Below are 23,121 nucleotides of genomic sequence, written 5' to 3'. Positions count from 1 at the left end.
CGGGCTTCCGATAATCTGCCAGGTGATGCCGAACATCCGCCACGACCCCGTCGCCCCGACCCGCGCCCAGCGGCTGGCCTCCGGCGCCGGGATCGACGCCCACCGCCACGACGACCACCAGATCGCCTACGCGGCCAGCGGCGTGCTCGCCATCACCACCGACGCCGGCTCCTGGGTCGCCCCCGGCACCCGCGCCATCTGGGTCCCGGCCGGCACCGTGCACGCCCACCAGGCCCACGGCGAACTGGACCTCCACCTGGTCGGGCTGCCCGCCACCGAGAACCCGCTCGGCCTGGACCGGCCGACCGTGCTCGCCGTCGGGCCGCTGCTGCGCGAACTGATCGTCGCCTACACCCGCACCCCCGAGGACGACAGCCCCGAACGGGCCCGGCTGCGCGCCGTCCTGCTCGACCAGCTGCGCGCCTCCCCGCAGCAGCCACTGCACCTGCCCGCCCCCGCCACACCGCTGCTGCGCGCGGTCTGCGACCGGCTGCGGGCCGACCCGGCCGACCAGCGCACCCTCGCCGAACTGGGCCCGGCGGTCGGCGCCAGCGACCGCACGCTCTCCCGGCTCTTCCGCGCCGACCTCGGCATGACCTTCCCCCAGTGGCGCACCCAGCTGCGGCTGCACCACGCACTGGTGCTGCTCGCCGAGGGCCTGCCCGTCACGGCGGTCGCGCACCGCTGCGGCTGGTCCTCCGCGAGCGCCTTCATCGACGTCTTCCGCCGCACCTTCGGCCACACCCCGGGCAGCCACCCCACCTACTGACCCGGAATTGTCCGCCGCTGGTGGCAGGGTGGGGGCATGTGCGGTCGCTTCGTCTCCACCACCACGCCCCAGGACCTCGTCGCCCTGCTCGGGGAACTGCGCTGGGATCCGGCCGAGTCGTTCGCGCCGAGCTGGAACGTGGCGCCCACCGACCCGGTGCCCGCCGTCCTGGAACGCGTCGACCGGGAGAGCGGCGAGCTGCTGCGGCAACTGCGCCCGCTGCGCTGGGGCCTGGTGCCGTCCTGGTCCAAGGACCCCTCCGGCGGCGCCCGCATGATCAACGCCCGCTCGGAGACCGTCCATCTCAAGCCCGCCTTCCGCAAGGCCTTCACCACCCGGCGCTGCGTCATCCCCGCCGACGGCTACTTCGAGTGGCGCGAGGTGCCCGCCGCCGCCGACCGGAAGAAATACAAGCAGCCGTACTTCCTCAGCACCGGCTCGGTCATGCTGATGGCCGGCCTGTACGAGTTCTGGCGCGACCGCACCCGGCCCGAGGACGACCCGGCGGCCTGGCTCGCCACCGCCACCGTCATCACCACCGACGCCACCGACAGCGCCGGGCGCGTCCACGACCGGATGCCGCTCACCATCGCCCCCGCCGACCTGGCCGCCTGGCTCGCCCCCGACCTCACGGACTCCGACGAACTCCACCACCTGCTGCGCCGCCCCGCCGACGGCGCCCTGCGGGTGCGGGCCGTCTCCCCCGCCGTCAACAGCGTCCGCTCCAACGGGCCGGAACTGCTCGCCCCCGCCCCGGACCCGCTGGGGCTGGCGGACTGACGTCCGACCGGCCGTCAGGCGATCCGGCCGGCCGGCCAGCCCGGGGCGAGGACCAGGACGCCTCCGGGCCACCCGTCCCGGTGGCGTGCCAGGTGGGGGCGGTGTGCATGATCATCCGGGTACGCTACCGTCCGGTACCGACAGTGGTGCGCCCGGCTCCGGGTGACCGGCGGAATCCGGTGACACGGCGCCCGCCCGCGACTACGGTGGGCGGGCGGAACCGTACGTGGGGGTGAGGGCGCCGAAGTGTTGATGTCCAGGACGACGCATGTCCGGCCCGAGGGCGGCCTGCCCGACCACGAGGCCTTCGACCAGCGCCGCCGCCCGGTCTCACCCGCCACCGCCGGGAACCCGCATGCCGAGCAGCGGGCGGCCGTGCTGCCGCCCGAGGCGGCGCGGGCCGCGCTGACCGTCGAGGCGAGCGCCCCCGCTCCCAACCTGCCGCCCCGTGCCGCGGACCGACTCGTGGGCCGCGACGGCGCGTTGCGGGCGATCGCCGAGGCGCTGTCGGACGGCGACGGCAGCGGGCTGGTCACCCAGGCCACCACGCTGCACGGCCTCGGCGGGGTCGGCAAGACCACCGTCGCGCTGCACTACGCCTACGCCGAGGCCGCGCACTACCGGCTGATCTGGTGGATCACCGCCGAGTCCGAGGAGCAGCTCGCCGAGGCCTTCGCCGACCTCGCCGTCCACCTCCACCCCACCTGGGCCCTCACCGCCCAGCCCGGCCAGCAGGTCGAGTGGGCGCTCGCCTGGCTGCGCGCCCACGACCGCTGGCTGCTCGTCTACGACAACGCCGAGGACCCGGTCCACCTCACCCCCTATCTCGGCCGCCTGCTCGGCCGCGGCCACCAGTTGGTCACCAGCCGCCGCGCCGGCGGCTGGCACCCCGGCATCCGCCCGGTGCGGATCGACGTCCTCGACGCCCCCGAGGCCACCCGGCTGCTCTGCGGCGCCGCCTACCCCGGGGCGCGGGCCGAACAGGCCGAGGTGCTCGCCCTGGCCGACGAACTCGGTCACCTGCCGCTCGCCCTCGCCCAGGCCGGCGCCTACGTGCAGCAGACCGGCACGACCTTCGCCGCCTACCGCGAGCTGCTGCGCACCAGCAGCCCGGCCGGCCCTGACGCCGACTCCGGCTCCGACTCCGGCACCGATTCCGGCACCGGCTCCGGCGCGGTGGCCACCGTCTCCCGGCTCTGGCACACCACCCTGCGCACCGTCCAGGCCACCACCCCGTTCGCCGTCGAGCTGCTGCGCACGCTCGCCTGGTACGCCCCCGAGGCGCTGCCGCGCGAAGCCCTGACGCCCTTCGGCGCGCGCCGCCCGGCCGAGGTCGACTCCGCGCTGCGGCTGCTCGCCGACTACAACCTGATCACCCTCGGCGACACCGTCACCGTGCACCGCCTGCTCCAGGGCGTGCTGCGCCGTTCCGACGGCGCCCGCCCGCTGCGCCGGCGCGCCGAACAGCAGCTCGCCGAGGCCGCCGCCCGGCTCTGGCCGACCGCCGGGCCCCGGCTGCGCCGGGCGCTGCTGCCGCACATCCGCGAGCTGGCCGCCGGCGGCCCGTCCGAGCAGCCCACCCCGCAGACCGTCGCGCTGTACCGGCTGGCCGCCGGCGAGCTGACCGACCGGGCCCAGCGGGTGTTCGCCATCCCGCTGGTCACCGCGATGGCCGACGGCCAGACCCGCCTGCTGGGCGCCGACCACCCCGACACCCTGGCCACCCGGGGCCGGCTCGCCGAACTCCACACCCGGGCCGGCGATCCGGCCCGGGCCGTCGCGCTCTGCCGGGCGGTGGTGGCCGACCGCACCCGCCTCCAGGGCCACGGCCACCCGGCCACCCTCGCCGACCGCGGCACCCTCGCCCACGCCTACCGCAAGGCGGGTGAACACCAGTGCGCCGTCGAGGAGTTCCGCACGGTGGTGGCCGACCGGGCGCGGGTGCTCGGCGCCGACAGCCGGGAGACCCTCACCAGCCGCGCGGGCCTGGCCTACGCCCTCCAGGTGGCCGGTCAACACCAGGCGGCGGTGGCGGAGTTCGAGCGGCTACTGACCGACGCCGGCCGGGTCCTGGACGACCCCGACCACCCGGACATCCTGGCCCACCGCAACGGGCTCGCGTACGCCCAACTCACCGCCGGCCAGCATCGGTTGGCCATCACCCTGTACGAGCAGGCGGTGGCCGACCGGGCCCGGGTGCTCGGCGCCGACCACCCCGACACCCTCACCAGCCGCGACTGGCTCGCGGCCGCCCACGTCGTCGCGGGCGACCACCGGGCCGCGGTCGCCGGGTACGAGGCGCTGGTCGCCGACCACGTCCGGGTGCAGGGTCCGGACCATCCGCAGACCCTCTTCGCACGCGGCCGACTGGCAACGGCCCACTGCGAGGCCGGGCACCCGGCCTCGGCGGTCACCCGGTTCACCGATCTGGTCCGCGACTACACCCGCGTCCTCGGGCCCGACCACCCCCACACGCTGGACGCGCGCAGCGGTCTCGCCCACGCCCACCGCGAGGCGGGCCAACTCCGGACGGCGGTGGACGAACACCGGGCGCTGGTCCGCGTCCGCTCCCGTGTCCAGGGGGCGGACCACCCCGGCACGCTGGAGGAGCGCAGCGACCTCGCCTACGCGCTGCGCGTCGCGGGCCAAACCGACCGCGAACTGGCCGAGTTCGAAGGCCTGGTGGCCCACCGCGCCCGCGTCCAGGGCCCGGACCACCCGGACACCCTGGACGAACGGTCCAACCTCACCCGCACCCTGCTGCTGGCCGGGCGCCCCCGCGCGGCGCTCGCCCAATGCCAGCGGCTCCTCGCCGACCGCGAGCGGGTCCACGGCCCCGACCACCACGAGACCTTCGAGGCGCGGCTGAGCCTGGCCCGGGCCTTCGGCGACGCCGGCGACCACCGACAGGCGGCGGAGCTGTGCGACCGGCTCGTCGCCGACCGGCTGCGGGTGCTCGGCGCCGACCACCCCGCCGTCCTCCACACCCGCGGCTGGCAGGCCTGGCTGCACGGCGCGGCGGAGCACCACCGGCAGGCCGTGGAACTGCGCACACGGCTGGTGGCCGACTACGGCCGGGTCCACGGCCCCGACCACCCGCAGACCCTCAACGCCCGCACCGGCCTGGCCTACGCCCTCCAGTGCGCGGGGCGGATCCGGGAGGCGCTCGCCGAACGCGAACGGGTGCTGGCCGACCTGACCCTGGCGCTCGGCGCCGGGCACCCCACCACCCTCAGCGCCCGCCTCCAGCTGGCGCGGACCCACGACGAGAGCGGCGACCACCCGCGCGCCGTGGAGCTGTACGCGGAACTGGTCGCCGACTGCGTCCTGCTGTACGGCGAGGAGCACCCCCGCACCCTCAGCGCCCGGTGGTGGCTCGCCTCCGCGCACGGGGACGCCGGGGAGCACCAGCGCGCGGCGCAACTGTACGAAGCGCTGGCGGCCGACCGCGCCCGGCTCCAGGGCCCCGACCACCCGGAGACGCTCAACACCCGCTGGTGGCACGCCGACAGCTGCCGGGAGGCGGGCGACCACCGGCAGGCCGTCACGCTGTCCGAAGCCCTGGTGGCCGACCACGCCCGCGTCCACGGACCGGAACACCCCGACACCCTGGGCGCCCGTCTGGCGCTGGCGCAGGCACTCACCGCCGCCGGCCGGCACCGCCGGGCGCTGGAGCTCCACCAGGAGCTCGTCGCGGACCGGGCCCGGCTCCAGGGCCCCGACCACCCGGACACCCTCAATGCCCGCTGGTGGCTGGCACACGACTGCCAGCAGGCCGGCGACCACCGCCGCGCGGTGGAGCTGTACGACGCACTGGCGGCCGATCGCGGCCGGATCCTCGGCGCCGACCACCCCCAGACCCTCACCGCCCGCTGGTGGCAGGCGAACGGCCACCAGCGGGCCGGCCACCACCGCCGCGCGGTGGAGCTGTTCGACGTACTGGTGGCCGACGACACCCGGATCCGCGGTGCCGACCACACCGAGACCCTGGCCACGCGCGCCGGACTGGCCTGGGCCACCTCCGCCGCGAAGGACCACCGCCTCGCCATCGCCCGCTACGAGGCCCTGACCGCCGACCGCACCCGGATCCACGGCGCCGACCACCCACTCGTCCTGGACGCCCGCGGCTCCCTGGCCTGGGCGCACGGCGAGGCGGGCGAGCACCGCCGCGCCGCAGAGCTGCACTCCGCGCTGGTGGCCGACCGCACCCGGCTCCAGGGCCCCGACCACCCCGAGACCCTCGACACCCGGCGCTCGCAGGCGGCGGGCCACCGCGAGGTCGGCGAACTCGACCGCGCCCTGGAGCTGTACGAGGCACTGGTCGCGGACCTGGCCCGGGTCCTGGGCGCCGATCACCCCTCCACCCTGGACGCCCGGCTCAGCCTGGCCCGGACCTGCGGCGACGCGGCCGAGCACGACCGCTCGGTGGACCTGTTCCGGGCCCTGGTCGCCGACTACGAACGGGTGCTCGGAGCGGACCACCCCGACACCCTCGACGCGCGGCTCGGCCTCGCACGGTCGGTGGTGGCGGCGGGCGACCACCCCGCCGCCGCCGAGCTGTACACGGCGCTGCTGGCCGACCAGGAGCGGGCGCAGGGCCCGGACCACCCGGACACGCTCACCACCCGGTGGTGGCAGGCCGCCGCCCACCGCGACGCGGACGACCAGCGCCGCGCGGCCGAGGCCTTCGGCGCCGTCGCCGCCGACCGGGCCCGGGTGCTCGGCGCCGACCACCCGGACACCCTCAACGCCCGCTGGTGGCAGGCGTCCTCGTACCGCGCGGGCTACGACCTCCAACGCGCGCTCGACCTGGCCGTGCCCCTGGTCGCCGACACCGAGCGGGTGCTCGGACCGGACCACCCCGACACCCTCGGCGTCCGGTTCCTGCTGGCCTGGACGTACCGGTCGGGCGGCGACCACCGCCCCGCGACGGAACTCGACGAGGCGCTGCTGCGGGACCGGATCCGGCTCCAGGGCCCGGACCACCCCGGCACCCTCGCCTGTCGCGGCAGCCTCGCCCAGGACCGCCGACTCGCGGGCCTCCTGCACCAGGCCGAGGCCGAACGGGAGGCGCTGGCCGCCGACCGTGCGCGCATCCACGGCCCCGACCACCCGGACACCCTCCACCAGCTCTCCCAACTCGCCGAGACCGTCCTCGCCACCGGCGAACTCGACCGCGCCACAGCCCTGTTCACCGAGCTGATCGCCCACCGGAGCCGGGTCCAGGGCGCGGACCACCCGGACACCCTCGGCGAACGCTCCGGCCTCGCCTCCACCCACGCCCGCGCCGGCCGGCAGCGGCAGGAGATCGTCGAACGGCTGATGCTGCTCGCCGACCACGAGCGCGTACACGGCCAGGACCACCCCGACGCCCTCACCGCGCGCGCCGACCTCGCCCACGCCCACCGCCGCCGCTGGGAGCACGACCGCGCCGACGCGCTCTACCGCGCCGTGCTGGCCGACCGCACCCGGATCCTCGGTGCCGAACACCCCGACGCCCCCGACGCCCTCGGCAGTCTCGACACCCTCGACGACCTGGACAGCATCGCGCTCAACCTCGTCGAGGCCGGCCGGTACGCGGAGGGCGCCGACTGCTACCGGGAGGCGCTGGCCGCCGCCGAATCGGCCCTCGGCCCGGAGCACCTCCTCGCCCACTCCGTGCGGTACGGCCTCGCCCAGGCCCTGCTGCTCGCCGGGGACCACGAGGGCGCGATCGCCGAACTGTCGCCGCTGACGGCGGACTGGACCAGACCCGCAGGCCCCGCCCTGCCCGGCCTCGTCCGCTCCGGGTGCGTCCTCGCCCTCGCCCGCCACCTCAACGGGGAGCACGACGCGGCGGTGCGCCTGGCCGCCACCCTCGCCGCCTGCGCGGACGACGCCCTCGGCAGCACCGACGACGCCACCCTCACCGCCCGCGAGGCCCACGCGCTGCTGCTGGCCTGCGGCCCGCGGCCGCTGCGCGCCGTCGTCCGGCTGGAGGAACTCGCCGAGGAGTGCGCCGCGAGCCACGGCCCCCGCAACTCCCTCACCCTGAGCATCCGCCAGAGCCTCGCCCACGCGCGGCTGCGGGCCGGCGACGCCGTCGGGGCGGTGCGGGTGTACGAAGGCATCGTCGCCGACCGGATCCCGGCCGGGGCACTGCTGACCGGACACCGGCAGGCCGACGACGTCGCCGTCAGCCTCGGCACCCTGCGCCCCGGGCTGCTCCCGGTGTTCCCCACGCTGGCCGTCGGCCTGGCCGCCGCGCTCGCCGCGAGCGGGCGCCGGGCCGCCGCCCAGGGCCTGCTGGCGGCCGTCCACACCGCGCGCCGGACCCTGATGGGCCCCGGCCATCCGCTGGCGGTGGAGAGCCGGACGGCCCTGGCCCGACTCGACGGCGGCGCAGCCGAGTCGCCGGCCCGACTCGACGGCGGCGCGGCGGAGTCGCTGCCGGCCGCACCCGTCCGCACGGAGCTCGGCCCGGAACCGTCCGAGCCGGCCGCGCTGATCCGGCGCTCGCGCGGATCGCGGCACCGCCCCCCGGCGCCCGCGCCGGCCAGGACGGCCTGGCGGCCCCGGCTCACCCTGCTCGACGAGCCGGCGGTGGGGGCCACCGTGCACCTGGAACTGCGGCTGGAACCCGAGGTGCCGCAGAGCGACCCCGGCGAGCTGCCGGGCCTGCGCCTGGTGGCCGTCGCCGCCTCGGACGCCGTGCTCGATCCGCCCGTCGCCGACTACAGCCCCGCCGGGGAGCCCGTCCGCTTCGCGCTGACCCCGTCCGTGCCGGGGCCGCACACCGTCCGGATCACTGTCTACGACCGGGGGCACGGCGCCGTGCTCCAGGACCTGTGCGCCGTCGTCGACGTCCCGCCCGGCCCGCAGGCCGCCACCGTCGCCCAAGCCATCACCGTCGCCGACACCGCCCAGGACGAGGAGTAATCGCGTGGCCCGGGACCTCCTCGTCGAGATCCGCCAGAACCCCTCCGCCGACTTCACCCGGCTCCCCCGGCAGCAGGCACCGGACGCCCCGCAGGCCAAGGAGCCGGCCCCGCTGGACCTCGTGGTCTCGCTGCGCCGCCACCGCGACGACCTGTTCGTCTCCGCCTTCCGGCCCGGCGAGCGCACGCCCTGGTCCCGCCCCCACCGCGCGGAGCTGAAGGTGTCCGCCCCCGCCCTGCTCGCCCGGGCCTCCCGGCTGCGGACCGTCTGGCGCGACCGCCTGGTCCAGTACGACCCCGAGCCGATCGGCGGCTACCCCTTCGCCCAGGCCGTCGACTTCAACCGGCTGGCCGGCGTCGCCGAGCGGCAGGTCGCCGAACTGGCCGAGGAGGGACGGTACTTCCTGGAGGTGATGTTCGACGGGCCGGAGCGCGAGCTCACCGTCTTCCGCGAGTACCTCACCCGGACACTCACCGAGCACGGCTCGCTGCGGATCAGCTTCGACTCCGACCTCCACCTGCCCTGGCCGATGCTCGCCGTCGACGGCGGCCACGCCGACCCGTGGGCGGACTTCCTCGGCCACCGCCACCAGGTCGAGCAGACCGGCGCCGGCTATCCGCCGATCCAGCCGCCGTACCCGGCCCGCACCAGGCCCGTCACCAGCCTCAACACCGACGACCAGCTCACCGACGTCGGCCGGGCCCCCGAGGTCCGCAAGCTCCTGGAGGACCGCTCCCAGCTGACCGTGCGCACCGAGTCCGAGCCGCTGCTCAAGGCGCTGTCCTCCGCCGTGCTGGACGAGGACGTCATGTACTTCTGGTGCCACGGCCAGTTCGTCGCCGGCGACTCCCCGTACGAGCAGCTCGCCGTCCGGCTCTCCGACGACCGCCAGATCGACGCCGACCTGGTGCGCCGCCACCGCCGCCGGCACGCCGAGGCGCCGGACGCCATGTTCCGGCCGTTCGTGCTGCTGAACGCCTGCCACACCGGGCAGTCCACGGCCGCCGAACTGGAGCACCTCGGCCGGGCGCTGGTCGACCTCGGCGCCAACGGCGTGCTCGGCCCGCAGATCGAGATCCCGCAGGTCTTCGCCGCCGAGTACGCCTTCGCCTTCCTCGACCTCTACCTGACCGGGGAGTTCACGGCGGGCGAGATCACCCAGCAGCTGGTCCGGCGGTTCGCCCGCGAGTACCGCAACCCGCTGGCGCTCACCTACTCCCTGCACTGCGGCCTCGACAGCATCCTGGAGCTGACCCCGTGACGGCGCCCACGCCCATCGCCACCGCCACCGTCGACCTGGACGAGGAGGGCCGGCTGCTCGTCCCCGGCACCCGCACGCCGGTGCCCGAGGCCCGGATCGCCCAACACCTCGCCCGGCACCTGCGCATCCCCCCGCGGGCGACCGACGTCTACGTCTACGTCCACGGCTGGCAGACCAGCCCCGCCGCCGCCGACCGCTCGGCCGCCGCCCTGCTCACCGAGGCCGCCGCCCTGCACCGGTCCGCGCCGACCGCCTACCCCGGGCTGACCAGGGGGTTCCGCCCGTGGTGCGTGGTGGTGCGCTGGCCGTCCTCCAGCCTGCCGTCGCCGGCCGGCTACCGCCGGATCCGGGCCCGGGCGCACGCCATGAGCGCCCAGGGGCAGGCCGGGCGCGTCCTGGGCCACCTGCTCGGCTACCTGGACGCCGACCGCGGCGACCCGGCCTCGCCCCGCGTCCTGGCCAACCGCAACGGCCAGTACCTGCACCTGGTCGGCCACTCCTTCGGCGGCCGCTTCCTCTGCGAGGCCGTCCAGTACGCGGCCGACCGGCCCGCCGGGCCGCCGGTGCTGGGCTGGAGCCGGCCGGGCGACCCCACCCGGCCGTTCACCGTCGACAGCGCGCTGGTCTTCCAGATGGCCGCGCCCCGCGACGCCTTCACCCACCTCTTCCCCCGGCTGTTCCTCGGCCCCGGCCGCCCCGGCGCCCCGCTGCGCGGCCCGCTGGTGCTCACCCACTCCCGCTGGGACCGCGCCACCGGCTTCTGGCACCTGCGCGCCGAGGGCCGCCCGGGCATCGGCCACTCCGGCACCGGCGTCGCCCCCGTCCCCCAGTTCAGCACCCGGCTGCGCCCCACCGCCTCCCCGTACCCGCGCACCGAGTTGGACCACCCGATCGTCAACATCGACGCCGCCCGGGTCTACCGCGGCGGCCTGGCCACCCGCCTCAACCCGGCGGGCGCCCACTCCGACTTCCACCACCCCGAATCCGCCCACCTGCTGCTCAGCCTCGCCGCCCACTCCCGCTGACCGCCCGGGTGCCCGAGGCCGCGCGCTGATCCGACCCGAGGCGTCAGACCCGCCCCAGCGGCAGCAGGTACTGCACGGGCTCGTCCAGGTCGTCCAGGCCGAGGAGTTCGTGGGCGAGGTCGTCGTGGACCCCGCCGAGGGGAATCGTGCCGAGGCCGAAGGCCGTGGCGGCGAGCAGCAGGTTCTGGGTCAGGTGGCCGGCCTCCAGCAGGCCCAGGCGCAGCGCCCGCAGGCCGTAGCGGCTGCGCAGCAGGGCGAGGTCGACGTAGACCGCGAGGACCGCGGGGGCCTCGTCGATGCCGACGGCGTCCGGATCCGCGGCCGGGCGGGAGAGGTAGGAGGAGAGGGCCTTGAGGTCGTCGAGGGCGGGGGCCGGGCCGATCGGGCGCAGCGCGCGGCGCTCCGGCAGGCACTGGTAGGTGCCGGCGGGCAGGCCGTCCACGGCGAGGGCGAGCAGGCGCAGACGGACGCTGTACAGCGCGCCCGCGCTCGGGTACGGGCGGTGGCCGTGGGCGGGGGCGGTGCCGTCGGCGATCGGCCGGCGCGGTTCCGGGCCCGGTGCGCACGCGGACCAGAGCACCCCGCCGAGGGTGGCGGTGGTGAGCGGGCCGGTCAGCGGGCCGCGGGCGGAGCGACGGGTGCGCAGGGCGTCGGCGAGGGTGAGCTCCGGCAGGGGCTCGGCGGGCAGCCGGACGTCGTCGGGCTGTTCCCGCGGGGCCGGGCGGGGCGCCAGGTCGCGCAGTGCGGTGTCCTCGCTGCGGCCGACCTGGAACTTGCTGCGCTCCAGGTACTGGTAGTCGGGGGCGTGCCGGTCGGCGGGGAAGAAGGCGAACGGCCGGTCGGTCTCCAGCAGCGTGCGGGCGGCGAGCCGGCAGACCGCGCGCTCCTCGTCGGGACCGACGCCGAGGCGGTTGAACAGCATGTGCAGCTGGGAGGCCCAGGCCCAGGACAGCCGCTCGGCGGCCTCGGGCGGCGAGGCCGCGCGCATCCGGTCGGCCGCGGCCGTCACCTGCCCGGCCCAGTCGGTCAGCCAAGGTGCGGCGGCGCCGGTGTCGAGTGCCTCGCGCAGGGCCCGGGCACGCCGGGCCAGCGCGTCCCGCTGCCGGGCGAACACGGTGTTGACCCTGGTGTGGACGGCCGCGCCGGGCAGCGGCCGGTACTCGGTGACCCAGCGCCAGGAGGCGGCGTGGCGGCGCAGCCAGCGGGCGGCGGAGAGGTCGTCGAGGCCGAGCGCGTGGGCGGTGGTGTGGGCGAGGTCGAGGGCGAGCGGCAGGCGGGCGGCGGTTGCGGAGGCGGCCCGCAGGGCACGGACGGCCGTACGGGAGGAGTGGCCGAAGAGGTCCTCGGCGATCGGCAGCAGGGCCGGGCCGCCGTAGCGTTCGGTCTCGGGCCGGTAGGGCACCGCCGTCACCTCGCCGTGGCGGGGCGCCCAGGGGCCGGCGGGCGGGGTGCGGCGGGCGGCGAGGCGGGCGAGGTCGGCGGCGACTCCTTCGGCCTGCTCCGGCGCGCCCGGGCCGTGGAAGCGGATCCGCAGGTGGGGGCCGCCCTCGCCGTAGCGGATGAAGAACCAGTCGGCGTCCGGATCCGTCGTCAGCCCGTCCATCAGGGGGGCGAGGTCGTCGGTGACGAAGGCGTCGGCGTCCCGGGCGGTCAGGGGAAGCGCGAGGTGCAGGCTCTGCCAGGGGGTGGTCGGCCGGTGGTGGGTGGTCATCGGGTCCTCGGGGAGGGGGTCGGGGCCGTCACGGGAACGGGTGCGGGTGGAGGGCCAGGTCGTCGTGGTGCAGCGGGCGGGGGCTGCGGCCGAGCCGGTGCGGGACGGCCAGCAGGCGGGGCAGGCCGCGGGTGCGGCGGTTGACGTGCCCGAAGGTCATCGGGAGGGTCCCGGGGATGACGACCTTGGCGCAGTGCAGGCCGAGCCGTTCGCGGACCCCGGGCTCGTCCTGGGTGACCACCACGACGTCGAGGCCCTCCTCGGCGAGCCGGGCCACCGTCCGCTCCAGCAGCAGGGTCAGGTCGGTGACCGGCTCGGGGGCGCCGGGCCAGCGTTCGGGCCAGGGCACCGGGGGTGGGCCGGCGAAGAGGAAGTCCAGGCGGGGCTGCGCCTCGGGCAGGGTGTTGAGGCCGACGTGGTCCTCCAGGCCGACCACCAGCTCGGGGCGTTCCAGCATCGGCCGCAGCCGGTCCGGGTCGCGCGGCCCGCCCGGGGCGGCCGGGCGGTGCGCCGCCTCCTGCACGTTGGTGACCACTTCGGCGACGGCCGAGCGGATCGCCGCCCGCGGGTCGTGGTGGGCGCCGGCCGCCAGGAAGGTGCGCGGGGCGTCCGGGTGGCTCCCCCGGTAGCGGCAGAGGGCGATCACGGCGGGAACGCCGAGGTCGTTGGTGGCGTCGAGCAGGGTGAGCCGGTAGCCGAGCAGGCGCGCGCGGTCGGCGAGGTCGGCGACGGCCGGGTCCTCGACGGGGACGGCGACGCCGGGCAGCGGGGTCCGCGCGTACCAGGCCATCAGGAAGGCGTCCCGCTCGGCGACCTCGAACAGCCCGTAGAGGGCGGCCTCCTGGGGGCTGTTGCCGAGCCCGCAGCCGTTCGAGGACTCGTAGACCACCCTGGGGCGGTCCCGGTCCGGGAGCTCCCAGTAGGCGACGTGCTCCGGTACGGCGAGCGGGCGCGCGTGGGTGAGGGACCAGCCGTGGACCCAGTCCAGCACGAGGTCGGGGGTGTACGGGACGGTGGCCCGGTTCGGGTGCCCGTGGTGCGCGGGATCGGGCAGCCCCAGCCGGACGGGGTCGAGGACGGCCTCCGGCCCCAGGTCGCGCGCGAGCTCGCCGTAGGAACCCCGCAGGACGGTCCTGCGACCGAGCGGCCGCATGCCCGCGAAGCGCTCGACGCTCTCGAACAGCGCCACCCGCTCGCTGGACCGGAAGTCCACGGCCCGCCCGTAGCCGCCGTCGTCGAGCAGCCGGCCGTCGGTGACCCAGGCGGTGGTGAGGGCGAACGCCGAGTCCTCGGTGCGGAACAGGCGCCGGACCGGGCCGAACCGCTCGTCGTACAGCTCGGCACGCAGCCGGTCGTTGGCCCTGCCGTCGGTGCCCGTCAGGTCGTTCGCGCCGCGCAGCACGGCCGGATCGGGCAGCGGACGGGGTGTCAGGGGCAGCCGGGCGGCGGCGGGCGAGTCGGCGGGCAGCGGGCGGCAGACCGGGCAGCCGCCGACGGGGCGGACCAGGTGGGTGGACCAGGTGGCGCGGTCGCCGTGGACGAGGTGGACGGTGGCGTGCGGCCCGGACTCCGCCCGGTCGGCGGCGAGGTCGGCGGCGAGCGCGGCGACCGCCTCGGTGAAGGCCGGGGTGCCGGTGCCCGCGAGCGCCAGGGCGGGGCTGTGCCAGGGCACCCGGCCGCCCGCGGTGGCCAGGCGCTGGTACTCGGTGCAGCTCAGACAGGCCGACGCCCCCGGCTCCAGGACCGGCCCGACGACCGTCAGCGCGCCGTCCTCCCGTACCGGCACCAGTCGCACCGGGTGCTCCAGCGCGTGGCGGCTGAGTCGGGCGGCCAGGTCGAGGGTCCAGCTGGTGAGGTGGACGACGGCGGTTCCGCTCGTGGTCGCCAGCGCCCGCTCGGGGTCGAGGACCGGCAGGTCGGTAGCGGTGGTCATGGGTGGCCTCCGGTGGTCACGAGAACCGTGAAGCCGCAGCCGTCCAGGGCGTTCGCCAGGGGGCGGGCGGCGGCGGTGGCGGGCTGCCAGGGGTCGGCGCGCAGCCCGGTCAGGCGGCCCAGGGAGTCGCGCAACGCCGCTTCCCGGCCCGCGAGTTCGGTGATCCAGCGGTCCGTCCAGCCCTCGTCCGTCCAGCCCGGGTCCGTCCAGCCTGGCTCCGGGCGGCCTGGGTCCGGGCGGCCTGGGTCCGGGCGGCCGGGCGGCTGCCGCCGGGCGGCGAGCGGGGCGGCGGCGCCGGTGAGGGTGGTGTGGTGGGCGGCGGACAGGCCGTGGCCGACGGCCATGAGACGGGTCAGGGCGGACAGGGCGGCGACGGCGACCGCATCGGCGGGGGTGGCCTCGACGGCCCGGCCGAGGACGGTACCGGCGCCGGCCACGACGGCCAGGAAGGCCTGCTCGTCGGCCAGTTGGCCGAGTTCCAGCTCGGGAGCGTGGCCGAGGCGCCGGGCCAGCGCCGCCCACCAGTGCGCCGCCTGGGGGTGCTCCCGCCAGGCGGCCCACGCGAGGGGGCGGCCCTCGGACGGGCAGGCGTGGGCCGCGCGGCGCAGGGCCCGGCCGAGTGCGTGGTCCGGGTCGGCGCCCACGACCGGGGCGGTCGGGTCCAGTGCGGCCAGCCCGAGTTCGGCGGCCCGGCAGGCGGCGGCCAGCCGGGCCAGGTCCGTCCGGGCCGCACCCACCACCAGAGTGCCGGCGGGTGTGCGGCAGGAGACCAGGGCCGCCGGCAGTTGCGGCAGGCCACCGGGCGAGGGCGCGTCGAGTACGCCGAGGCGCGGATCGCCGAGTGCGGTGACCCTGCGCAGGGCCTCCGCCAGTCCGTCGGGCGGCCCGGCGGTACGGCCCGGGCCCGCCGCCCACGGATGGTAGTCGGCGCGCGGCGGGCGGGCCTCGGCCAGCAGCACCGCCGGGCGGCCGACGAGCAGCCGCGGATCGCCGTCCGGATCACCCGGGTCCGGCAGGCCGGCGACCGCGCAGAGCAGCCGCTGCGCCGTCGCGGCCGCGAGCAGGGCGGGGAGCGTCGCGGGTGGTGGACCTGCACCCGCCGGCGTGGCGTCCGCCCGCAGGCGGGCCGAGACGGCGGCGGCGTCCGCGCGGACGCGGGCCGGGTCGGCGGGCGCGGTCACGAAGCCGCCGTCCGCGTCGCACTGCATGGCGACCGCCACCGGCGGATCGCTCACGGCGGCCACCACCCGCCCGACGGGCAGGCCGGCCTCGGCGAGGACGGTCGGCTCCGCCCCGCCCCGGGCGAGGGCCCGCGCCACCGCCCGGGCACCCGGCCCGTCGGGGTCCGCGGCGGACACCACCGGGCGGGCCGCCGCCAGGGCCGCCGCGGCTGCCGCGGGCCGGGCGGCCACCGAGGCGGGCCACGGCGGGAGTTCGCGGCCGTCGGGGCGGCCCGGCGGGTCGGCGTTCCCGGGGCGGCCCGGCTGGTCGACCAGCAGGTCGTACTCGCGCAGGCGTGCGGTCACCGTGGCGAGCGCCGCCTCCACCCGGGCCGGAACGGCCTCCGGGTGCCCGTCCGCCTCGGGGCCCAGCCGGGCCTCCAGCAGCTTCCACAGGGCCGGCAGCGCCCGGCTGCCCTCCAGGGTGAGGCTGGTGCCGCGCCCGCGCAGATGCAGCCCGTCGCGCAGCGGCGTCACCGCCACGCCCGGGCGCAGCCTGGGACGGGGCTCCGGGGCCGTCACGCCGCCCCCTCGACCACGGCGATCACCTCGTCGACCCGGTCCCGCCACTGGTGCCCGGTGAGCTCCGGCACGCTGCGCACCACCAGGTGGGCGGCGAGGTAGCGTTCCACCGGCCGGACGTCACAGATCGCGAGCAGCCTGTACAGGCCGTTGGTGCAGGCCCGGTAGATCAGGTAGTCGGGGCGGCTCCACATCGTGCCCGCAGGGTCCGACCGGTGCAGCAGCTGGTGGAACTCGCTGTAGACGGTGCGCAGTTCGGGGTTCCACCGTTCGGCGGTGGCCCGGTCCCCGAGCGCGGCGGCGCGGTCCCGGTACTCCGACCGGTCGCCGCCGAGGTCGGCCCCGGCCGCCAGCAGTTCCTCCGCCCGGCGCCAGGCCGTCGCCGACCAGCGCGCCCAGTCCCGCTCCCAGCCCGTCGCCCCGCCGTCGACGATCCGGCCGACCAGTGCCGTGACGGCCCGGCCGCTCCCCTCCCAGTGCCGCTCGAACGCGTCCCGCAGCCGCCCGTCCGGATCCTCGTGGACGAGGAAGTCCTCCAGGTGCGAGAGGAAGGAGTAGTGACCGCCGATCAGCCCGTCCGGGTGGGCGGCCGCGTGCGCCGCCAGCGCCGCCGCCACCAGCTGGACCCTGGCCTGCGGCGTGTCGCCGTGCGACCCGAGGAAGTCGCAGGCGGAGCCGACGGCGGGCAGTCCGAGTCGCAGCAGTTCGTCCCGCAGGACCGCAGCGTCGGACCCGAGCAGCGCGTCCAGGGAGGCCGCGGCCCCGGCCTCGACGGGCTCCACCCGGACGGTGTTGTCCGGCACCAGCGGACCGTAGGGCGGCGCGACCAGCTCGACCCGCCCGGCGACGGCCGCCTCCGCCAGCACCTGGGCGTCGGTCCGGTCCGCGACGGACGGATGGGCGGCCGTCCACGCCCGCAGCGCCGCCGCGGAACGCTCGGCCGCGGCGGCCACCCGGGCGGCCGGGCCGGACAGCCGCAGGCGCAGGTGCGGTCCGAACCGCCAGTGCCGCTCGACGTGCACGTCCAGGCCGTCCCCCGCCGCCTGCCGGGCCAACGGCAGCACGGCCTCGCGCAACGCCCGGGCTTTGGTGGGCTGGTAGTAGTACAGGACCACGTCACACGCCGTCACGGCCCGCGGGCCACCGGCCGGATCACTCATCGAACGCCTCCTCGACGCTGCACGGATGGACCTCTACGGATGGGCCTCTACGGATGGGACTTCGTCTCCACTGCGGCCCCGGTGCGGCGGCCGCTCACCACTGGCTGCCGCCGGGCCCTGTCCGGGCGGTCACCCCACGCCCCGCCGGGACGGCGGTGGGCCGGGCAGGGCGGTACGTCTCGGCGACGAGTTCCACGGCCCCGGTCGGCCGGGGCCGGCCACCGAGCGCCGGCAGGGCCTCTTCGAGGACGACGCCGCGGGGGTGGCGGGTGAGCCATTTGGCGAGGTGGTGCAGGTGGAGGGGGTTGCCGAGGTCGACCGGCTGCGGTTTGGGGGCGCGCAGCCGGGCGATGAAGGCGTCGACGGCGTGACCCTCTGCGGGGCCGGCTGCGGGGCCGTCCGGCACGGGGTGCAGGAACAACTGCTCGGGGAGGTCGAGGAGGGCCCGCCAGCGGGCGGCGGTGGCCGCGGGCACGTCGCCGGGGCCGGTCTCGGCGGCGAGGTCGGCGCGCAGGGCGTCGAGGACGGCCGCGGGCAGGTGCCAGCGGCGGCGGGCGAGGACGACGTGGCGGTGGCGCAACCGGGGTGTGCGGGTGACGGTGCCGCCGGGAGCGGGCAGGGTGGTGCGGGGCAGCAGCGGGCGGAAGTCGACGATGCCGTTGGGGTGGTCGGCGAGGAGGGGTGCGAGCCGTTGCGGCAGCATGATCGGCGCGAGGAAGCCCAGGTAGAGCACGTCGAGGGCTTCACCGGTGGTGCGCAGCCGGAACCGCAGCTGATCGGTGGCGGGGTCGTGGACGAGGTCGAGGTCCGGTTCGGCGAGGTTGGTCCAGCGGCGGTCGGGGCCGATCTCGTCGGCGAGCAGCCGGGGGTGGAGGTTGGCGTTGAAGCCGCCGACCGGGCGGATCTGGGCGGCGCGGGCGCCGTCGCCGAGGCCGCGGCGGATCTGCCGGGCGACGTCGGCGGCCTGTGGCGTGCCGGCGTCGAGGAAGCGGCTGGTGAAGCGCCCCCAACCACCGTAGACGTGGTTGACGCACAACAGGCCGTCGGCGAGGTCGTGTTGGACGAACCAGGAGTAGCTGAGCGGCCGGGCGGCGGTCCAGTCCGGCAGGCGGGCGGCTAGGGCGCGGATCCGGTCGGCGGGCAGCAGCAGCTCGCCGTCGACCACGGGTGTGGAGGTGAACTCCTCCCGCAGGAGGCGCAGTTCCGGCGGTCCGGCGGTCCGTCCGGCATCGGCCCAGGCTTCGCCGGCATCGGCGCCGAACTCCCACGGGGTGGCGCAGACGCCGCCGACGCCGTAGCGGGCGACGAAGCGGTCCCGGGCCGCCCGGCGCATCAGGTGGCCGAGGTCGAACAGCTCTGCCAGGGCGGTGAGTTCGCCGAGCGCGGCCCGGTCGGCGCCGTCCAGGTCGTGTCCGGTCGACCGCGGGCCGGGCGGGATCGGCCGGGCAGGCCCCAGCCGGGGCCGCGGCGGCGCTGCGGCGTGGACGTCCTCGGCGAGCACCGTGAGGGGCGCGGCGTGGACGTCCTCGGTGAGCACCGTGAGGGGCGCGGCGTCGGGCGGGACGGGCTGACCGGCGTCGGCGAGCAGCCGGCGCCAGTCGGCGGCGAGAGCGGCGAGCAGTGCCGGGCGCCGCTCCGCCTGGGCCGTATGGAACTGGGCTGTGTGATCAGCGAGTTGGTGGAGGAGCCGGCTCAGTTCGGCGTCCTCGGGCCACTGCCGCAGCCAGTCGCCGAGGCGTCGCAGCGGGTCCTGGTCCTGCGGATCGACGGGGTCGGCGGGCACGAGCAGCCGGGCGTCGAGGAGTTGTCCGACGAACCGGTGCACGGCCGGGTCGCCGTCGGCGCGGCCGAGGGCGGCGGTGAGGCGCTCGGTGAGCCGGGCCGGAGTGTCCGGGGTGTCGGAGAGCGCGCCGAGGAGCGCCAGTTCGGGGCGGGCCGCGAGTTCGACCTCCTCCTCGCGGGTGACCAGGTAGCGGCCGCCGGCGAACACCACCCGGGTGCGGGCGTAGCGGGCGCGGTCACCGTCGATCCGGGCGGCGCTGGCCATCCGGTGCGGCAGGGTGCGACTGCGACGGGGTTCGTCGAGCAGGGCCTGGACGAGGGCTCCGACCAGCGTCCGGTTCTCCTTGACGACCGCGCGCGGGGCGGTGTCGCCACCCGCCGCCCAGCCGACGGCGGTGAACCAGGAGAGCGGGCTGGTCTTGCTGGTGGCCCGCAGGGCGTGGCGCAGCACCGCGGCCTCCTCCTTGCGCGCCCGGCCCCGCCGCTCCCCCGCCGCACCGCCGTCGCGCGCCGTGTTGCCGACTGCGCGCAGCAGGTCGGCGCTGGTGAGGGCGACGGCACGGGTGAACGCGGGTGAGCGGCAGAGTTCGGCGAGGGCGGCGCGTTCGGCGGCCAGTGCGGGCGTGACGGCGGCGGCGAGGTCGTCGAGCAGGCTGGTGCGCCGCGCGCGCAGCTCCAGCCACTCGGCGAGGCGCGGGGTTCGGGCGGGGAGGTCGGCGAGCCGGGCGAGCAGGGCGGCGCGCGGCGGGCGCCCGTTGTGCAGGTCGCGGCGCAAGGGGAGCACGACCTGCCGGTGGAACGCTTCGCCGTGGCCGGCGCGGCCGGCGTGGAGGTCGTCGCAGAGGGCGGGCCGCAGGGCGGCGTCCGCGGCTTCGACGGCGGTGAGCCGGGCCAGCAGGGCCCGGACGACGGCGGCCGGGGCCGACTGGGCGGGGCGGGCGAGGACGGTGGCGCGCACCAGGGTGTACGGCGCGGTGCTGACGGGTGGCGGCGCCGGGGCCTCCTGCGGCCGGGCGGGGTGGGTCAGGGCTCGGTGCGGCATGGCGGGCTCCCTCCGACGGACCCGTGGGGCGGACAGACCTGGGTACTGCTCGTCTCTGCCGTGGCGTGCGGCCGCCCCGGGTGGGGGCGGCCGCACGCCGACACGCGCTGTTCAACGGGGACTTGGCGACGCCGGGCTCAGAAGGTCCGGGTCGGCGGGTGCGGAGCGGCGCAGGAGGACGATCCGCAGGAGCTGGAGCTGGGTGCCCCGGAGGCGCCCGTCTCGGGCAGGGCGACGGTGTCGCGCAGCGCGGTGACGGTCAGCTCGCCGAGGTCGAGGTCGTCGAGGGCGAGGACGTCCTCGAAGTGGTCCGACATGTGGTCTCCCGGATGTTCGAGATGAATTGACGGATGGTCAGAACGAGTCCGCGCCGGGCAGGTTCGGCTGGGCGCAGGAGGACGAGGCCTGGCAGGAGCAGGACCCCCAGGACCCGCCGTTCTCCGGCAGGGCGACGGTGTCGCGCAGCGCGGTGACGGTCAGCTCGCTGAGGTCCAGGTCCTGGAGGTCGAGGCCCGGGGTGGATGTGGACGCGGACATGGCGATGTCGGACATATCGGACTCCTTTGGGGTGGCGGACGAGGCCGAGGTGCGCCAGGTCCTGTCCGACCGATCTTGCCGGGCCCGCGACGCCGGGCATCCCGCCTGGACGCACGCCCGAATCGCCCAAGTACGGCCCAGTACGAGGACGATCCGGGCGCACGCCCAGCCGGGCGCCCAACGCCGCGGGCTGATCCGCCAAGACCGGCCGGACAGGACCTTGCGGCGTGGGGGCCGAGGGGTGTGCCGGCCCCCGGGGTGCGGCGGCGCACGCGGATCGTCCTGACCCCGGCGTCGCACCGCCCACCGGCGACTCTAGGCCGCGGCCGGCCGCGCCGGACCCGGGCGCTCGGCACATTGGCCGGATGCCCACCTCACCGGGCGCAACACCGGCTCCTGCCTCAGCCGCACTTGAGCGAGCCGTGACCGGCGCTCCGGTGCACCGCCCCCATGGCGGCCGGGGCCCGCCGTCCGCTCGGGCGCCCCGGCCGATCCGCTGCGGTCAGTCCTGCGGGGTGAACGACTCCAGGTAGGCGGCCGCCTTCGCGGGGTCGAGGAACCACTGCTCCAGGTCGGCCGGGTCGTTGAAGGCGTTGGCGAACCGGTCGGCGACGGGCGGGAGTTGACCGGCGGCGCCGAGCAGGTGCAGGACGTGCTCGGGCGGCGGCGCGAGCATCGCGTTGCTCCAGACGGTGCTGGGGCGCGCGGTCTGCCAGAAGCGGTCGAAGGCGGCCCGCATGAAGTCGCGGTCGAACGGCTTGTCGCCGTGGGCGAGGATCGCGTCGAGGTAGCCGGCCGCGCACCGGGCGGCGTTGTTGGAGCCCTGGCCGGTGATCGGGTCGTTGAGGACGACGACGTCCGCGACGCCCAGCACCGCTCCGCCGCCGGGCAGTTCGCCGACCGGGTGGCGGACGGCGGGGGTGAAGCGCCCGGCGAGGGTGGCGCCGGCGTCGGTGAGTTCGATTCCGGCCCGGGCGCGGTCGTACTCCCAAGGAGTGAAGGCCTTCATCAGGTCGAGCGTCACCCGCAGGTGTTCGGCCGGGTCGCGGACCCCGTCGAAGGCGTCCGCCGGGCCGCCCGGGGCGGCCTCCCAGAGCAGGATGTCGCACGGGCCGGCCGCGGTCAGCGCCGGCATCACGAACAGTTCGCCGATGCCCGGCACCACGTCGCAGCGGACGGCGGGGAAGTCGTGCTCGGGGCGCGGGCCGAGCCCGTACACGTAGCTGGCGGCCAGCGCGCGCTGCGGCCGGTCGTACCGGGAGCGCTCGTGGTCGCGCTCGAACATCGCGGCCAGATCACCCTTTCCGGCCGCGACCAGGACCAGGTCGTAGGAGCCGGAGAGGTGTTCGAGGTCGCCGACGGTCACCGGGCGGATCACCACCCGGCCGCCGCGCCCGGCGAAGGTCTCCAGCCAGGCGGGCATCTTCAGCCGCTGGTCGACGGACTGCGCGGGCGCGTCCAGGCGCCCGACCCAGTCGATCACCCGCGCGGACTCCGGCCCGGCGACGGAGACTCCGAGGCCCTCGATCCGGGGTGCGGCGTCCGCCCAGAGGTCCAGGCCGAGGTCGCGTTCGGTCCGCAGCGCGGCGTCGAACATGCACTGGGTGGACAGCACCCGACCGCTGCGGACCGCGTCCGCGTCGCGGTCGGTCATCACCGTCACGTCGTAGCCGTGGGCCTGGAGCCCCAGGGCCAGTTGGAGGCCGGCCTGCCCGGCGCCGACGATCAGAACTCTGCGCATCGTCTCCGCTTTCCTGGTTGTACGTCCCGGCCCGGCCTCAACACCCGTCCGTCCGTGGGCTGGTGAGCCCGCAGGGGGCGGTGGGCGCCGGCCGGCCGCCGGTCGCGCTGCCAGTGGCCTGGATACCAGTCATCGGGCACCGGCGTCCACGGCCCGCGCGCGCCCTGCCGGGAACGTCACCGTCCGCGGTCGGATGCCCTCGAACAAGCGATTTGAAAAATTCTTCAACTTCATACATGCTGGCGAGCCGCCGACCCCCGGCCCGACCTGAGAGGACAGCCCGCGCGCATGAGCGACCACCTCCCCCCGTGCCCGTCGTGCTCCAGCGAGTACACCTATGAGATGAACGCCCTCATGGTCTGCCCGGAGTGCGGCCACGAGTGGATGCCCGCGACAGGCGGCGCCGCCGAACCGGCCGGCCCGGGCGAGCGGGTGATCCGGGACGCGGTCGGCAACGTGCTCAGCGACGGCGACACCGTGACCGTCGTCAAGGCCCTCAAGGTCAAGGGCAGCGTCTCCGGCATCAAGGCGGGCACCAAGGTCCGCAACATCCGCCTGGTCGACGGCGTCGACGGCCACGACATCGACTGCCGGATCGAGGGGTTCGGCGCGATGCAGCTCAAGTCGAGCGTGGTCAAGAAGGCCTGACCGGGCCCGCGCCCGGCGCGAAACGGCGGCGGCCGCGCGCCACCGAAACCGGAGCCCCGCTCTACCGCACCC

The 23,121-nt window shown here is 76.8% G+C and carries 14 protein-coding genes; 6 read left to right on the top strand and 8 right to left on the bottom strand.

The features are described 5' to 3' along the window. The first annotated feature begins 25 nt into the window (after positions 1–25). The 5 genes from AB0R04_RS28925 (at position 26) to AB0R04_RS28905 (ending at position 10,753) form a co-directional block, all read left to right on the top strand. Entirely contained in the window at positions 26–769 is a 744-nt protein-coding gene (locus AB0R04_RS28925) for a helix-turn-helix transcriptional regulator (RefSeq protein WP_363376465.1), read from the top strand. Positions 770–805: 36 nt separating this feature from the next. After that, the gene (locus AB0R04_RS28920; protein WP_363376379.1) at positions 806–1,549 is read left to right on the top strand and encodes an SOS response-associated peptidase; all 744 of its coding nucleotides are present in this window, start codon (positions 806–808) and stop codon (positions 1,547–1,549) included. Between the two features lie 252 nt (positions 1,550–1,801). Continuing rightward, positions 1,802–8,467 carry an FxSxx-COOH system tetratricopeptide repeat protein gene (fxsT, locus tag AB0R04_RS28915; RefSeq protein ID WP_363376377.1) on the top strand — a complete coding sequence of 2,222 codons (6,666 nt, stop codon included), beginning with the start codon at positions 1,802–1,804 and terminating at the stop codon, positions 8,465–8,467. Between the two features lie 4 nt (positions 8,468–8,471). Next, positions 8,472–9,728, top strand: coding sequence for a CHAT domain-containing protein (locus AB0R04_RS28910; RefSeq protein WP_363376375.1), 1,257 nt, complete (start codon positions 8,472–8,474; stop codon positions 9,726–9,728). Continuing rightward, entirely contained in the window at positions 9,725–10,753 is a 1,029-nt protein-coding gene (locus AB0R04_RS28905) for a hypothetical protein (RefSeq protein WP_363376373.1), read from the top strand. Before AB0R04_RS28910 ends, AB0R04_RS28905 begins: the two co-directional genes overlap by 4 nt. 43 nt (positions 10,754–10,796) lie before the next feature. Here AB0R04_RS28905 and AB0R04_RS28900 read toward each other — a convergent pair whose 3' ends face one another. The 8 genes from AB0R04_RS28900 to AB0R04_RS28865 all read right to left on the bottom strand — a co-directional run bounded on the left by AB0R04_RS28900 (position 10,797) and on the right by AB0R04_RS28865 (position 22,401). Further along, positions 10,797–12,464 carry a thiopeptide-type bacteriocin biosynthesis protein gene (locus AB0R04_RS28900; RefSeq protein WP_363376370.1) on the bottom strand — a complete coding sequence of 556 codons (1,668 nt, stop codon included), beginning with the start codon at positions 12,462–12,464 and terminating at the stop codon, positions 10,797–10,799. 28 nt (positions 12,465–12,492) lie between these two features. Then, on the bottom strand, positions 12,493–14,397 hold the full coding sequence (locus AB0R04_RS28895) for a TOMM precursor leader peptide-binding protein (RefSeq protein WP_363376367.1): 1,905 nt from the start codon (positions 14,395–14,397) through the stop codon (positions 12,493–12,495). Continuing rightward, a complete protein-coding gene (locus AB0R04_RS28890; protein WP_363376366.1) occupies positions 14,394–16,139 on the bottom strand; it encodes a hypothetical protein in 1,746 nt (581 codons plus the stop codon). Before AB0R04_RS28890 ends, AB0R04_RS28895 begins: the two co-directional genes overlap by 4 nt. Then, positions 16,136–17,299 carry a lantibiotic dehydratase C-terminal domain-containing protein gene (locus AB0R04_RS28885; protein WP_363376363.1) on the bottom strand — a complete coding sequence of 388 codons (1,164 nt, stop codon included), beginning with the start codon at positions 17,297–17,299 and terminating at the stop codon, positions 16,136–16,138. Before AB0R04_RS28885 ends, AB0R04_RS28890 begins: the two co-directional genes overlap by 4 nt. Before the next feature lie 94 nt (positions 17,300–17,393). Then, positions 17,394–20,123 (bottom strand): lantibiotic dehydratase, encoded by a 2,730-nt coding sequence (locus AB0R04_RS28880; protein ID WP_363376359.1) that lies wholly within the window; start codon positions 20,121–20,123, stop codon positions 17,394–17,396. A gap of 137 nt (positions 20,124–20,260) precedes the next feature. Continuing rightward, complete coding sequence (locus AB0R04_RS28875) at positions 20,261–20,440, bottom strand: thiazolylpeptide-type bacteriocin (RefSeq protein ID WP_363376356.1); 180 nt, start codon at positions 20,438–20,440, stop codon at positions 20,261–20,263. A gap of 37 nt (positions 20,441–20,477) precedes the next feature. Beyond that, positions 20,478–20,675 carry a thiazolylpeptide-type bacteriocin gene (locus tag AB0R04_RS28870; protein WP_244293239.1) on the bottom strand — a complete coding sequence of 66 codons (198 nt, stop codon included), beginning with the start codon at positions 20,673–20,675 and terminating at the stop codon, positions 20,478–20,480. A gap of 487 nt (positions 20,676–21,162) precedes the next feature. Then, a complete protein-coding gene (locus AB0R04_RS28865) occupies positions 21,163–22,401 on the bottom strand; it encodes a styrene monooxygenase/indole monooxygenase family protein (RefSeq protein ID WP_363376354.1) in 1,239 nt (412 codons plus the stop codon). 288 nt (positions 22,402–22,689) lie between these two features. On the opposite strand from AB0R04_RS28865, the gene AB0R04_RS28860 reads away from it, so the two are divergent. Further along, on the top strand, positions 22,690–23,049 hold the full coding sequence (locus AB0R04_RS28860) for a zinc ribbon domain-containing protein YjdM (RefSeq protein WP_363376352.1): 360 nt from the start codon (positions 22,690–22,692) through the stop codon (positions 23,047–23,049). Positions 23,050–23,121 lie beyond the last annotated feature (72 nt).

It is taken from the genome of Kitasatospora sp. NPDC056731 (assembly GCF_040687675.1).
Lineage (GTDB): Bacteria > Actinomycetota > Actinomycetes > Streptomycetales > Streptomycetaceae > Kitasatospora.
The sequence above is the reverse complement of the archived record's forward strand: the minus strand, read 5'-3'. Positions and strand labels throughout refer to the sequence as shown.

Excerpts from the sequence above, each read along its gene's own strand:
- AB0R04_RS28865 (WP_363376354.1), bottom strand. The coding sequence starts at position 22,401 with ATGCGCAGAGTTCTGATCGTCGGCGCCGGGCAGGCCGGCCTCCAACTG.
- AB0R04_RS28880 (WP_363376359.1), bottom strand. The coding sequence starts at position 20,123 with ATGCCGCACCGAGCCCTGACCCACCCCGCCCGGCCGCAGGAGGCCCCG.
- AB0R04_RS28895 (WP_363376367.1), bottom strand. The coding sequence starts at position 14,397 with ATGACCACCGCTACCGACCTGCCGGTCCTCGACCCCGAGCGGGCGCTG.
- fxsT (WP_363376377.1), top strand. The coding sequence starts at position 1,802 with ATGTCCAGGACGACGCATGTCCGGCCCGAGGGCGGCCTGCCCGACCAC.
- AB0R04_RS28875 (WP_363376356.1), bottom strand. The coding sequence starts at position 20,440 with ATGTCGGACCACTTCGAGGACGTCCTCGCCCTCGACGACCTCGACCTC.
- AB0R04_RS28920 (WP_363376379.1), top strand. The coding sequence starts at position 806 with ATGTGCGGTCGCTTCGTCTCCACCACCACGCCCCAGGACCTCGTCGCC.
- AB0R04_RS28870 (WP_244293239.1), bottom strand. The coding sequence starts at position 20,675 with ATGTCCGACATCGCCATGTCCGCGTCCACATCCACCCCGGGCCTCGAC.
- AB0R04_RS28885 (WP_363376363.1), bottom strand. The coding sequence starts at position 17,299 with ATGAGTGATCCGGCCGGTGGCCCGCGGGCCGTGACGGCGTGTGACGTG.
- AB0R04_RS28925 (WP_363376465.1), top strand. The coding sequence starts at position 26 with ATGCCGAACATCCGCCACGACCCCGTCGCCCCGACCCGCGCCCAGCGG.
- AB0R04_RS28860 (WP_363376352.1), top strand. The coding sequence starts at position 22,690 with ATGAGCGACCACCTCCCCCCGTGCCCGTCGTGCTCCAGCGAGTACACC.
- AB0R04_RS28900 (WP_363376370.1), bottom strand. The coding sequence starts at position 12,464 with ATGACCACCCACCACCGGCCGACCACCCCCTGGCAGAGCCTGCACCTC.